Raw genomic sequence first — 13,170 nt, 5'->3', positions numbered from 1 at the left:
GTAATTTTAGACTATGACCGAAGCTGCTATAGAATTAGAAAATAAGAAAATAACCCGCCAATATAAGGAGCTGTTGCGCATTAGTTACAGGTCTTTGTCTGAAGAGGATAAAAAAATGATTAGGCTGGCATTTGATACTGCCGTAGATGCCCATAAAGATCAACGCAGGAAATCTGGAGAAGCATATATCTTTCACCCAATTGCGGTTGCTAAAATTGTAGCTTCAGAAATTGGATTGGACGCTACATCTATTGTAGCTGCCTTGTTGCACGATGTTGTAGAAGATACAGATTATACTCTGGAAGATATTGAAAAAATGTTTGGGGAAACGGTTGCAAAGATTGTAGATGGCCTTACTAAAATATCTCACTTAAAACAAGATAAGGACGTATCTCTTCAAGCAGAGAACTTCCGAAAAATGCTGCTGACTTTAAATGATGATGTAAGGGTGATCATCATTAAAATTGCAGACCGTTTGCACAACATGCAAACTATGGAGTCTATGCAACCAGACAAGCAGGTTAAAATAGCTTCAGAAACTTTATACATCTATGCGCCACTAGCTCACAGAATTGGGCTTTACAGTATAAAAACCGAATTAGAAGATCTTAGTTTAAAATTTACTGAGCCAGATGTTTATAATGACATTCTAAAAAAAATTAGAGAAAGTAAAGAAGAGCAAGATGCGTATATTAATGAATTTACGAAAACTATTAAAGATTCATTAGATCAAGAAAATCTTAACTATCAAATAAAGGGTAGACCAAAATCTATTTTTTCTATCCGTAGAAAAATTCAGGCTCAGAACATCACTTTCGATGAAGTTTTTGACAAGTTTGCTGTGCGAATTATCTACAAGGCAGATCTTGCAAATGAAAAGTTCTTAGCATGGAAGATCTATTCTATAGTAACAGATCATTTTAGACCCAATCCTATACGATTAAGAGATTGGATATCTTCTCCTAAATCTACAGGATATGAAGCTCTGCATATAACGGTAATGGGGCCAAAAGGTAGATGGGTAGAAGTGCAGATTAGAAGTGAGCGCATGAATGAGATTGCAGAGAAAGGCTATGCTGCGCATTATAAATATAAACAAGGTGCAGTACAGGAAGAAAAAACAATGGAAGACTGGCTGAATAAGCTGCAGGAAGCTCTTGAAAATTCTGAGACCAATGCTGTTGATTTTGTTGAGCAGTTCAAATTGAATCTTTATGCTAAGGAGATCTTTGTATTTACCCCACAAGGAGATCTTAAATCGCTACCTAAAGGAGCTACTCCACTAGACTTTGCATTTGGAGTACATACTGAAGTTGGTTTACATACTAGAGGAGCTAGAGTAAATAACAAATTAGTTCCCTTAAGTCATGAATTAAAAAGTGGAGATCAGATAGAGATCATCACTTCAGAAAATGCCAAGCCTAATGTAAACTGGTTAGATTATGCCTCTACTGCCAGAGCGCGAGCTAAAATAAAATCATCTTTAAGAGAAGAAAAGAAAGAGATTGCAGAAGATGGAAAAGCGATCTTAGCACGAAAATTAAAAGCTCAGAAATTAACATTTAACGAAAAGATCATTAATGAATTGGTGATCTATTTTAAGCTAAAGACCAGCTTAGACCTTTTCTACAGAGTGGGAATAGGGAAAATTGACAATCAAAAGTTAAAGGAATTTACGAATTCACGCAGCAACGCCTTTGTTAGCTATATTAAAAATAAGATTCGAAAACCTGCGGTTGCAGAAGATATTGATAAGGAAGAGATCACTTCTAAGTATGATCAGCTAGTTTTTGGAAAAGAGGAAGAGGTTTTAGATTACAAATTAGCAAATTGCTGTAATCCAATTCCGGGAGATAATGTATTTGGCTTTATAACGGTAAGTGAGGGTATAAAAGTTCATAAGAAAGATTGCCCTAATGCAATTCAATTTCAAAGCAACTATGCATACAGGATCATTCAAGCAAAATGGATAGATTCGTCACAACAAGATTTCAAGGCTATTATAAAATTAACGGGAATTGATAATCTAGGATTGGTAAGTGAAATAACCCAAGAGATCTCAAAAAGTATGAACGTAAACATGCGAAACATTAATTTTGATAGTTCTGACGGCGTATTTACCGGAAAGATCACGGTAATTGTAAAGAATAATTCAATTCTAAATACGCTTATAGATCGATTAAAAAAAATTAATGGGATAGATAAGGTCTCCAGAGAATAATCTAATATCTTTGCGAGGAAGAAAAAATATGAGTAAAAAAGTAATAAATAAGAACGACCAGGCAGTAGTTAAAAACGTATTCACAAAGTTTTTAGAAGAAAAAGGACATCGAAAGACTCCGGAACGCTTCGCTATATTGCAGGAGATCTATAATAATGAAGAGCATTTTGATATAGAATCACTTTATATCAATATGAAAAATAAAAAATATCGCGTTAGTAGAGCTACGCTCTATAATACCATAGAACTTTTATTGGAATGCGGATTGGTTAGAAAACATCAATTTGGGCAAAACCAGTCGCAATATGAGAAATCATTTTTTGACAGACAGCACGATCATATTATACTTACCGATACTGGAGAGGTTATAGAATTTTGTGACCCTAGGATACAAAGTATCAAACAAACTATAGAAGAGGTATTTGACATAGATGTTTCTAAACATTCTTTATACTTTTACGGCACTAAAAAACAACCAACAAATTAAATATTTATGGCAGTAGACTTACTACTCGGACTACAGTGGGGAGATGAAGGAAAAGGTAAAATAGTTGATGTATTTACCAAAAAATATGACATTATAGCTAGATTTCAGGGAGGTCCAAATGCTGGACATACCTTGGAGTTTGATGGGCACAAACATGTACTACATACCATTCCTTCCGGAATTTTTCATGAGAACACTGTAAACCTTGTTGGAAACGGAGTTGTAATAGACCCTGTTATATTTAAAAAAGAATTAGATAATCTGGAGCCTTTTAAAACAGATTATAAGTCTAAACTTCTAATTTCCAGAAAAGCACATTTAATTTTACCAACCCACAGACTTCTTGATGCAGCTTCTGAAGCTTCTAAAGGAAAGGCTAAGATTGGTTCTACTCTCAAAGGAATTGGCCCTACTTATATGGACAAAACCGGTAGAAATGGATTACGAGTTGGAGATCTGGAGCTAGAAGATTGGATGGATAAATATAGAATGTTGGCAGATAAGCATGAGGCTATGATTAGCTTTTATGATGTAGATGTTCAATACGATCTTGCAGAGCTAGAGAAAGAATTCTTTGAGGCGGTTAAAATGCTAAAGACATTGCAATTCATTGACAGTGAAAACTATCTTCAAAATGCACAGCAAGAAGGAAAGACCATTTTAGCAGAAGGTGCACAGGGTTCTCTATTAGATATAGATTTTGGAACCTATCCTTTTGTAACTTCATCTACAACTACAGCTGCAGGAGCTTGCACCGGTTTAGGAGTTGCTCCAAATCAAATTGGAGATGCCTTTGGAATTTTTAAGGCCTACACTACCAGAGTTGGAAGCGGACCTTTCCCTACGGAATTGTTTGATGAAGATGGAGAGACGATGGGAAGAGTTGGTAATGAGTTTGGAGCTACAACCGGAAGAGCTAGAAGATGTGGATGGTTAGACCTAGTTGCACTAAAATATGCGGTTCAGATTAACGGTATTACCCAATTAATAATGATGAAAGGGGATGTTCTAAGCGGATTCAAAACTTTAAAAGTTTGTACTGCTTATAACTATAAGGGGGAAGAAATAGACCATTTACCTTATAATATTGAAGCAGAAAATGTAACTCCGGTATACACAGAGTTTAAAGGATGGAAAGAAGATCTTACTAAGATGACAGATGCTTCAGAACTTCCACAAGAACTTCTAACATACATTGAGTTCTTAGAGAAAGAATTAAAAACTCCTATTTCTGTTGTATCGGTTGGACCGGATAGAAAGCAGACAATTAATAGATAAAAAATTCATAACAGTTTATAACAAAAAAAGCCTTCCAAATCTGGAAGGCTTTTTTATTAGCTAAAATCTTACTATTCTGTAACAATAAAGTTTGTAGCAATAGCATTTACAGTTTCCATTGTTAAAGGCTCATCAAAAGCTTCGGTAACACCATCTACTCCACCAAAGTCTCCAAATAATCCGGCTAGATCTACTCCACCTTGCACTGTATTATCTTCACCACCATAAATAGCGCTAAAGGCTCCTGGAAGTGTGTTTTGAGTTCCTGTGATCCATCCTTTTTCATCACGCATTCTTCTAACTTGTGAAGCATGACGTGCTTCTATAGAATGAATTTGCAATGCATAAGTTAAAAGATCATTATCATTAGCCAAGGCTCCTGCCTGACCTTTGTAAGCTCTTACACCAGTATCTTCAAATCCTTGAGATAATGCTAAGAATGTTTGATAATTTTGAAATGTATCCAACATTAATCCTTTTCCTGTAAAATCAAAAGTTGGCTCATCTATAGCTGCATCTCCTAAAGCTGTTACAAGAAAATCTACGTGAGCATCTTCATGCTTAGAGATTTGTGCAAAAATATCTTTATCTGCATCAGGAATAAGTCCATCGGTATCAAGACCCATTCTGTAAAAGTTACGCTCTAAATACTCAAGAGTTAAAGCGAAATTTAACACATCAGTAGAAGAAGCTTGAAAAGCTGCGGCTGCCATAGAACTAGTTGCTGCTTTAGCTTTATTACTAGTTGCTGCAAGTCCAAATGGGATTGATGCCAAGGCAATATTCTTACCTACGTTCTTAAATTGATTTATGGAACCTCTTCTAGAACTTTTAGCGTTTAAAAGCTCGTCGTTAGAAAGGTTATCTAATATTTTTAATAAATTCATCGTTTTCGTTTTAAATTGATAAGTTAATTATGAGGTAGGTAAGTTGTTAGCAGTGAATTTAGTTTTAATAAATCCTGTTGCCCCAACGGCTGTAATGATTTCACTTGGAGAAGATGCTTTATCATAAGCTACTCCAGACCCACCAATATCAACTAATACACTATCTCCAGCGAAATCTGTAGAACCTGGATTAATTAGATTAGCTATTGCAGAAGCATGTCTTGCTTCTACAGATACAATTTTACCTGCAATTAACAAATAATCTGTACTAGCAAGTAATTGTCCTGCTCCATTATAAGCAGCTACTCCAGTATCTTCTAAAATTTTAGCAGTAGCAAGAACAGTATCTCTACTGCTAAAGTCTACACCAGTAAAATCAAATTCTAATTCTGGCAAAACATTTGAAGCACTAGTTGCAGCATTTATAGCTGTTTTAAAAAATTCTCTGTGTATAACTTCGTGATTATACAAATCTTCTAAAATAGTTTTTTCCTTTCCATCAGATAGTCCCATCCAATAAGAACCATTTAATACGTTGGTATAGAATGCAGCTTCCAATTGCTCTAATGCGTAAGCATAATTAAGTATTCCTACATCTCCACTTCCTAGATCAAATACATCACCTGGTTCTGGTGTCATTGGATCATCATCATCATCACTACATCCTACAAGTAAAAGACTTGAACCGGCCACGGCTAAACCTCCCATTTTTAAGAAATTTCTTCGAGAGTTACTCTTGTTTGAGTGCAAATTTTCTGAGGTCTGCACTTTAATCAATGGTTTTTTCATAATTGTGTTTTTCTAGATTACATGTAAACTTACGTAGGGAATTCATATTTGGTTTTTTTGAAGTGGTTAATATTTTGCTAAAAAGATTCTAAAAATCTTAATATATGCTAATTTTAACAAACTATTTTATAATGTTTAGCGCTCGTCTCACTCGTTATCTATATTTTTTTGCTCTTTGTAGATTTTTTCTGAAATAAATTTAGTCTTAGATTCTTATAATTTTCTGCTTAAAGCCACCTTCTTTTTCGCCTTTTATTTACTTTTGATCTAAATAATTCTGCTCTTGAAAAATGTATTTATTTATTTCATATTCATTATAGGTTTTCTGCTGACTTCAAAACCTTTAATAGCTCAGACCAAAAAGATTGATTATACCAGTGATCGAACTCTGAAGGATGAAAACAAGTACCCTGGAGCGATCATTTTAAGTAAAGTTGAGAATCAGGTACATTTTATTCACGAAGGAATAGAAATTTGGTGTGACCAGGCAATACATTATGATCAGGCGAACTTCTTTAAAGCTTACGGTAATGTGAGAATGCAACAAGGTGATACTGTGACTATGCAAAGTAATTACGCTGAATACAACGGTACCACGAAGTTTGCTTTTGCCAGTGGAAAAGTAAAAATGACAAGACCTCAAACCTCCTTAGAGACAGATACTTTATTCTTTGATAGAATTAAACAACAGGCTTATTATAGAAGTGGTGGTACCATAAGAGATACCGCGAGTGTTCTAACCAGTAAGGTTGGAAGATATTATATGGATGACGATAAATATTCATTTCTATCTAAAGTAACCGTTACGAACCCAGAATACGTTATAAATTCAGATCAATTAGACTTTTACTCAGAGAATGGATATGCTTATTTATATGGGCCAACCACAATAGAGAGCAAAACAAGTACGGTTTACTGTGAACGTGGATTTTACAATACACGTTTAGATAATGGTTACTTTGTAAAAAATTCACGGATAGATTATGACAATAGAATTTTGAAAGGTGACAGTCTATATTTTAACAGGAAGAATAGTTTTGCATCTGGAACCAACAATATTAAAGTTATAGATACATTAAACCATAGCCTAATTACTGGTCATTATGCTGAAGTCTATAGAGAGAAAGATTCAGTATTTATTACCAAAAGAGCTGTAGCGGCAACCGTACAAGATCAAGATTCTATATTTGTACATAGTGATACTTTAATGGTGATGGGAAAACCTGAAAATAGAATTATTAAAGGTTATTATGATGTTAGAATGTTTAAGAGTGATATGAGCGGCAAAAGTGACTCTATTTATATCAATCAAAAAAGTGGACTCACAAAATTGATCAATATTAATATGGGTCCTGTTACTTCTGTTAGTATTAAAAGAAGCCCTGTGGTATGGTCTGGTGATAATCAAATTACCGGAGACACTATTCACCTTCAAAGCAATCCAAAAACAGAAAAACTAGATTCTATAAGAGTTTTTAATAACGCTTTTATGATACAGAAAGATAGTATTGAAGGATATAATCAGCTTAAGGGCAAAGAGCTTACTGGTTTATTTGTAGATAATGAGCTTTATCAGGTAGATATAATAAAAAATACCGAAACCATATTTTATAGCAGAAATGATGAGAGTGAACTTCTAGGTATCAATAAAACACTATCGAGCTCTATAAAAATTCTTTTTGAAAAGAATAAAATTGAAGATATCTATTACTATAAACAAGTAGAGGGTAATTTAAATCCTGAAGATGAATTTCCGGAAAATGTAAGAGAGCTTACAGGATTTAATTGGAGAGGAGAAGAAAGACTACTAAGCAAAGCAGATCTTTTTGCCGGTCAGCCAGAACCTACGTTAACTAAGATTAAAGGTATTGAACTACCTGAGAATCAAGAAGAATTCTTTGATGATAGTAAACGCAAGGAACCTCTATTAAATGAAAATTCCAGATTGAAGCCTACAGATCTTAAAGATGAAAGATCAGACTCTATTCAACAGCAATTCAAGCCGAAAGCTACACCAGAATTGAAAGAAAAAGAAAATAAAACAAAAGCATCCGTTAATTGAAAGAAGATTTTTTAAAGTTCCAAGCTCAAACTACTCCCCACCCTTTGGGAATGGAAATAGATCACGCCAAAGGCAGCTATATTTTTTCCAAACAAGGAGATAAATACTTAGATTTTGTAGCAGGCGTATCTGCTTGTAGCTTAGGACATTGTCATCCCAGAGTTGTAAATGCCATAAAAACTCAGGCAGAATCTTACTTACACGTAATGGTTTATGGAGAATATGCCCAAGGGCCTGCGGTAGCATTTTCTAAATTATTAGCATCTCACCTGCCTCCTACGCTTAGTAAAACCTATTTAACCAATTCTGGAACCGAGGCCATAGAAGGCGCACTAAAATTAGCCAGAAGAGCAACAGGTAGAACGCAGATATTAGCAGCCAAATCTGCATATCATGGAAATACTATGGGGTCTTTAAGTCTTATGGATTTTGAAGAACGAGTAAAGCCTTTTAGACCTTTAATTGGTGATGTTTCTTTTATCCAATTTAATGATAGTAATAATCTTAATAAAATAACGTCTAAGACAGCAGCTGTCATTTTAGAGACCATTCAAGGTGGTGCAGGATTTATTTTACCTAAGAATGATTATCTTAAAAAAGTGAAGGAGCGTTGCCAGGAAGTTGGTGCTCTTTTAATCTTAGATGAAATTCAACCCGGATTTGGAAGAACAGGGAAGTTATTTGGATTTCAACATTTTGGAATTGTACCGGATATTCTGGTTACAGGAAAAGGAATGGGCGGCGGACTCCCAATTGGAGCATTTACAGCGTCTGAAGAAGTGATGGATTTACTAAGCGAAAATCCTAAATTAGGACATATAACCACTTTTGGAGGTAATGCTTTAATTGCAGCAGCAGCACTAGCAACATTGCAAGAGATCACAGAATCAGACCTTATGGCAGAGACGCTAATAAAGGAGGAACTTATAAGATCTCTTTTAGTACATCCATTAATATCAGAAATAAGAGGAAAGGGATTAATGCTCGCTGCTATCACTCCTTCCGAGGATATTGCTACAGAAGTTATTTTAAAATGTCAAGAAAAAGGACTTATTTCATTTTGGTTATTATTTGAAAAAAGAGCGGTTAGAATTACTCCTCCGCTTACTATATCTATTGATGAAATTAAAGAAGGATGTGGCATTATTATTGACGTTCTCAATGATATAAATCAATAGGCTTGGCTTGTTAATTACTTTGTTAAAAACAATATAAAGTACTACCGGCTTTATAAGTTAACATGGTTAACTTTAATACTGTAGAAATATCGTAATCCCCAGTGTATGCAATTAAGTCATAACGAAGAAAACAATTTCTCACTTACCCGTTTTGAATCTATGTTAAAAACAAACGATGTGTTGTTTTTTGATTCAGAAGAATTTGAGGATATTATTAATCATTATCTAGAGAATGGCAAAATAGCTTTAGCTAAGAAAGCCGTTAAACTAGGTTTAACGCAGCACCCTACATCTACCAATTTGAAACTTTACAAAGTAGAAATTTTGGTATTTGAAGATAAATTAGATCTTGCCGATGGGCTTTTAAATGAGCTACACGATCTGGAGTCTTCTAATGAAGAGATCTATATTCAAAAAGCAAATATTTTCTCAAAGAGAGATGATCACCAAAAAGCAATTCAAATGTTGGAAGCTGCTTTAGAGATCACCATGGATGAGGCTGATGTTTACTCCCTTTTAGGAATGGAATACCTATTTTTGGAAGATTTTGAGAATGCAAAGCTTAGTTTTATGAAATGTTTGGAGGCAGATGATGAAGATTATTCTGCTCTTTATAATATTATGTATTGTTTTGATTTTCTAGAACAAAAGAACGAAGCTATAGATTACCTCAATATGTTCTTAAATAAGAACCCATATTGTGAGGTAGCATGGCATCAAATTGGAAAACAATATTTTGATCTAAAACAGTTTGAAAAAGCTTTGAACGCTTTTGACTTTGCTATTATTAGCGATGAGCATTTTATTGGAGCTTATCTTGAAAAAGGGAAAGTTCTTGAAAAATTAGGTCGTTATAACGAAGCTATAGAAAATTATAAGATCACTTTAGACCTGGATGATCCTACTTCATTTGCATATCTAAGAATAGGAAAGTGTTTCGAAAAGCTAGGCTTGGAAGAATTAGCGCTCGAGCATTATTCAAAAACTGTTAAGGAAGATCCTTTATTAGATAAAGGATGGATTGCAATTACAGATTTTTATTTTAAAAAAGGGAATTATCAAAAAGCCTTGTATTTTATAAATAAAGCTATTGGAATAGATGAGGAGAATGTTCTTTATTGGAAACGTTATGCAAAGATCAATAGCAAGTTGAGCTACTTTGAAGAAGCAGAGAAAGGTTATCAAAAAACTATCGATCTTGGTAATTATGAATTAGAGACATGGATTAGAAGGTGTGATATTTTAATAAATCTTGGAGAGTATGAAACTGCAGTTCAAAATTTAATTCAAGCATTAGAGTTCTATCCTGAAACTGCGGAAATTGAATTTAGGTTAGCAGGTTTATATTTTAGTCTTAATGAAGGTGATAAAGGATATTTTCATCTAAATAATGGATTAAAGATAGATACTGAATACTATATAATTATCGAAGAACTTTTCCCTTCCATCTTTAGCAGAAAGAGCATAAAAGAAATGATCAATTCTTATCTGAAAGCCTCCTGATATTTTAATTATATTTGGCGGAAACTATATTAATTTCAGATATGCAGCGAAGTTTAAAGGAGTACTTTACAATTACCTTAAAAGGAATGGCAATGGGTGCCGCAGATGTGGTACCGGGAGTTTCCGGAGGAACAATCGCATTCATAACGGGAATCTATCAAGAATTAATAAATACTATTAGCGGTATAGATTTCTCTCTTATACATGTTTGGAGAGAAAGTGGAACAAAGGCCATGTGGCGTAAAGCTAATGGCTCATTTTTATTAGCGCTACTTACCGGGATCCTAATAAGCATTTTAACCTTAATGAGACTTACCAATTATTTATTGGATAATCACCCGGTAATGGTATGGTCTTTCTTCTTCGGGCTTATAGTTGCCAGTGTTTGGTTTGTAGCAAAGCAAATCCCTAAATGGAATTTTAAAATTGTATTGGCGCTAATTATTGGCGCGGCGTTGGCTTTATACATTAGCTCCTTACCTCCCTTAAATGTTCAAAGTAATAACTGGTTCTTATTTTTAGCAGGTGCTTTAGCAGTTTGTGCTATGATCCTTCCCGGGATTTCTGGCGCATTCATTCTGGTGTTATTAGGAGCCTATAAGACCATCACAGAAGCTGCTCAAAATTTAGACTTTAAGACATTAGCTATTGTAGCGGTGGGCGCTGTTTTCGGATTACTTTCTTTTTCAAGAATCTTAAAATGGCTTTTCAATAACTATAGCAATATTACTTTAGCAGTATTAACAGGTTTTATAGCAGGATCCTTAAACAAGATATGGCCTTGGAAAGAGGTCTTGGAGACTGCTAAGTACGGAGAGAAAATAGTTGTTATTAAAGAAATATCTGTGCTTCCGTCTAACTTTGACGGAGATCCTCATCTTTTAGCAGCTATTATTTTGATGATTGTTGGATTTTTATTAATACTTTTCCTAGAACGAATTGCGACCCAAAAACCAATAACCGAAGATGCTTCAACAAACGAGAACCTTTAGTGATAAGATCTTATTAGTATTAAAAGGTCTTGCAATGGGTGCTGCCAATAAAGTGCCTGGTGTATCTGGAGGTGTTGTTGCATTTGTTGCCGGTTTCTACGAAGAATTCATCTACTCACTTCAAAAGATAAATTTAAAAGCGTTTAAGCTGCTGTTAGGCGGCAGGTTTAGAAGCCTGTATAGCTATATTAATGGAAGATTTCTAAGTCTCTTAATATTAGGGATGATTATAAGCTATTTCAGCATTTCAAAACTGCTTGATTATCTTATTATTCATTATGAAATTTATGTATGGGCTGCTTTTTTCGGAATGATCATAGGCTCGGTCTACTACATTAGCAAAGATTTTGATCATTGGTCTAAAAGATCTGTTCTTTTCGTAATTGCCGGAATTATTGCTGGAGTAGCCATTAGTTTCTTAGAACCGGCTAAAGAAAATGATAATTTATTCTTCGTTTTCTTTTGCGGGATAGTAGGTGTTAGCGGAATGACACTGCCCGGGCTCTCTGGTTCCTTTATACTGATGCTTTTTGGAAACTATGTACTTCTTCTCATAGATTCTGTAAATGCCTTATTTGATACAATGACAGATCTTGTATTCATGGATTTTTCATTTATTCATAATTCTGAAAGAATAAGATTACTTCAAGTTTTAGCAATGTTCTCATTAGGCTCTTTAGCAGGATTGGTATCATTATCACACCTTTTGGGATATGTGCTTAAAAAATATAAAAAAGAAACGTATTCAGTTATTATTGGTTTTATTACTGGTTCTCTAGGAGTAGTTTGGCCTTGGAAAGAAAAGATCTTTAAAATAAATGCTGAAGGAAAATTTTTAGTAGACAGGCATGGAAATTATATTATAGACAATTACGATAGATACTTTCCTAGTTTTAGTGATCCAGCAACATATCTGGCTATACTATGCGTATTCATTGGGATATTTATAGTCTTAGGCCTGGCTTGGTATGAACAAAGAAATTCTCTAAAATGAAAACCTACGGTTTAATAGGTAAAAATATATCATATTCGTTCTCTCGGTCTTATTTTTCTGATAAATTCAGTCAACTTAAGATAGATGCAGAGTATGTGAATTTTGATCTTCAAAATATAGAACAGCTCTATAGCGTACTTAAAGAGACCCCGAATCTTGGAGGTCTTAATGTGACCATTCCATATAAGGAACAGGTAATTCCATTTTTAACTAATTTAGATCCCATAGCTAAAGAGATTGGAGCGGTTAACACGATCAAGCTAGACAACAAAGGAGCGCTTACCGGTTATAATACAGATTACTATGGTTTTCAAGAATCATTACGCCCACATTTAAAAGATTACCACAAAAAGGCATTAATTTTAGGTACTGGTGGAGCATCTAAAGCTATTGCATATACCCTTCAGAAATTAAATATAGATCATACATCTGTATCCAGGAGTGCTAAAGATGGACAAATAACCTATTCCGATCTCGATAAAGAAGTACTCGCAGATCACCTTCTAATAATAAATTGTACGCCATTAGGAACTTTTCCTGATGTGGAGACCTACCCTCCAATTCCCGTAGAATTTTTAACTCCAAATCATCTCCTTTACGATCTTATTTACAATCCCAAAATTACTCAGTTGATGAAATTAACCATGAACGCGAACGGACAGGTAACTAATGGTGAAAAAATGTTGGAGCTACAGGCAGAAAAAGCCTGGGAGATCTGGAATAAATAATTGTAACCATCACAGTAGTAACAATCATAAATTGCCGTAAAATCTTGGTTG

The 13,170-nt window shown here is 34.4% G+C and carries 11 protein-coding genes; 9 read left to right on the top strand and 2 right to left on the bottom strand.

Features of this window, described 5'->3' with window-relative positions:
* Positions 1-13: 13 nt before the first annotated feature.
* From P163_RS12095 to P163_RS12085, 3 genes are read left to right on the top strand one after another with little or no spacing between them, the layout of a single operon-like run.
* Complete coding sequence (locus P163_RS12095; RefSeq protein ID WP_034891514.1) at positions 14-2,221, top strand: RelA/SpoT family protein; 2,208 nt, start codon at positions 14-16, stop codon at positions 2,219-2,221.
* 28 nt (positions 2,222-2,249) lie between these two features.
* Positions 2,250-2,708, top strand: coding sequence for a Fur family transcriptional regulator (locus P163_RS12090; RefSeq protein WP_034891511.1), 459 nt, complete (start codon positions 2,250-2,252; stop codon positions 2,706-2,708).
* Positions 2,709-2,714: 6 nt separating this feature from the next.
* A complete protein-coding gene (locus tag P163_RS12085) occupies positions 2,715-3,986 on the top strand; it encodes an adenylosuccinate synthase (RefSeq protein ID WP_034891508.1) in 1,272 nt (423 codons plus the stop codon).
* A gap of 71 nt (positions 3,987-4,057) precedes the next feature.
* Here P163_RS12085 and P163_RS12080 read toward each other — a convergent pair whose 3' ends face one another.
* Positions 4,058-4,873: a ferritin-like domain-containing protein gene (locus tag P163_RS12080; protein ID WP_034891505.1), complete on the bottom strand. Its 816-nt coding sequence runs from the start codon at positions 4,871-4,873 to the stop codon at positions 4,058-4,060.
* Positions 4,874-4,900: 27 nt separating this feature from the next.
* Positions 4,901-5,662: a ferritin-like domain-containing protein gene (locus P163_RS12075; RefSeq protein WP_051931239.1), complete on the bottom strand. Its 762-nt coding sequence runs from the start codon at positions 5,660-5,662 to the stop codon at positions 4,901-4,903.
* Positions 5,663-5,945: 283 nt separating this feature from the next.
* Here P163_RS12075 and P163_RS12070 point away from each other — a divergent pair, with 283 nt between their 5' ends.
* From P163_RS12070 to P163_RS12045, 6 genes are all read left to right on the top strand, one after another.
* Entirely contained in the window at positions 5,946-7,724 is a 1,779-nt protein-coding gene (locus tag P163_RS12070) for an OstA-like protein (RefSeq protein ID WP_051931238.1), read from the top strand.
* Positions 7,721-8,902 (top strand): aspartate aminotransferase family protein, encoded by a 1,182-nt coding sequence (locus P163_RS12065; RefSeq protein ID WP_034891502.1) that lies wholly within the window; start codon positions 7,721-7,723, stop codon positions 8,900-8,902. The genes P163_RS12070 and P163_RS12065 overlap by 4 nt, the downstream gene beginning before the upstream one ends.
* A 105-nt stretch (positions 8,903-9,007) precedes the next feature.
* Positions 9,008-10,405 (top strand): tetratricopeptide repeat protein, encoded by a 1,398-nt coding sequence (locus P163_RS12060; protein WP_034891499.1) that lies wholly within the window; start codon positions 9,008-9,010, stop codon positions 10,403-10,405.
* 41 nt (positions 10,406-10,446) lie between these two features.
* On the top strand, positions 10,447-11,397 hold the full coding sequence (locus P163_RS12055; protein ID WP_034891496.1) for a DUF368 domain-containing protein: 951 nt from the start codon (positions 10,447-10,449) through the stop codon (positions 11,395-11,397).
* Positions 11,372-12,391, top strand: a complete 1,020-nt coding sequence (locus P163_RS12050; protein WP_034891493.1) for a DUF368 domain-containing protein — start codon at positions 11,372-11,374, stop codon at positions 12,389-12,391. The genes P163_RS12055 and P163_RS12050 overlap by 26 nt, the downstream gene beginning before the upstream one ends.
* Entirely contained in the window at positions 12,388-13,119 is a 732-nt protein-coding gene (locus P163_RS12045; RefSeq protein ID WP_034891491.1) for a shikimate dehydrogenase family protein, read from the top strand. Before P163_RS12050 ends, P163_RS12045 begins: the two co-directional genes overlap by 4 nt.
* The last annotated feature ends 51 nt before the right edge of the window (positions 13,120-13,170 follow it).

This window comes from Gillisia sp. Hel_I_29, from assembly GCF_000744275.1.
GTDB lineage: Bacteria > Bacteroidota > Bacteroidia > Flavobacteriales > Flavobacteriaceae > Gillisia.
This window is presented reverse-complemented; position numbering and strand designations above follow the sequence as displayed.

Excerpts from the sequence above, each read along its gene's own strand:
- P163_RS12095 (WP_034891514.1), top strand. The coding sequence starts at position 14 with ATGACCGAAGCTGCTATAGAATTAGAAAATAAGAAAATAACCCGCCAA.
- P163_RS12090 (WP_034891511.1), top strand. The coding sequence starts at position 2,250 with ATGAGTAAAAAAGTAATAAATAAGAACGACCAGGCAGTAGTTAAAAAC.
- P163_RS12085 (WP_034891508.1), top strand. The coding sequence starts at position 2,715 with ATGGCAGTAGACTTACTACTCGGACTACAGTGGGGAGATGAAGGAAAA.
- P163_RS12080 (WP_034891505.1), bottom strand. The coding sequence starts at position 4,873 with ATGAATTTATTAAAAATATTAGATAACCTTTCTAACGACGAGCTTTTA.
- P163_RS12075 (WP_051931239.1), bottom strand. The coding sequence starts at position 5,662 with ATGAAAAAACCATTGATTAAAGTGCAGACCTCAGAAAATTTGCACTCA.
- P163_RS12060 (WP_034891499.1), top strand. The coding sequence starts at position 9,008 with ATGCAATTAAGTCATAACGAAGAAAACAATTTCTCACTTACCCGTTTT.
- P163_RS12055 (WP_034891496.1), top strand. The coding sequence starts at position 10,447 with ATGCAGCGAAGTTTAAAGGAGTACTTTACAATTACCTTAAAAGGAATG.
- P163_RS12050 (WP_034891493.1), top strand. The coding sequence starts at position 11,372 with ATGCTTCAACAAACGAGAACCTTTAGTGATAAGATCTTATTAGTATTA.
- P163_RS12045 (WP_034891491.1), top strand. The coding sequence starts at position 12,388 with ATGAAAACCTACGGTTTAATAGGTAAAAATATATCATATTCGTTCTCT.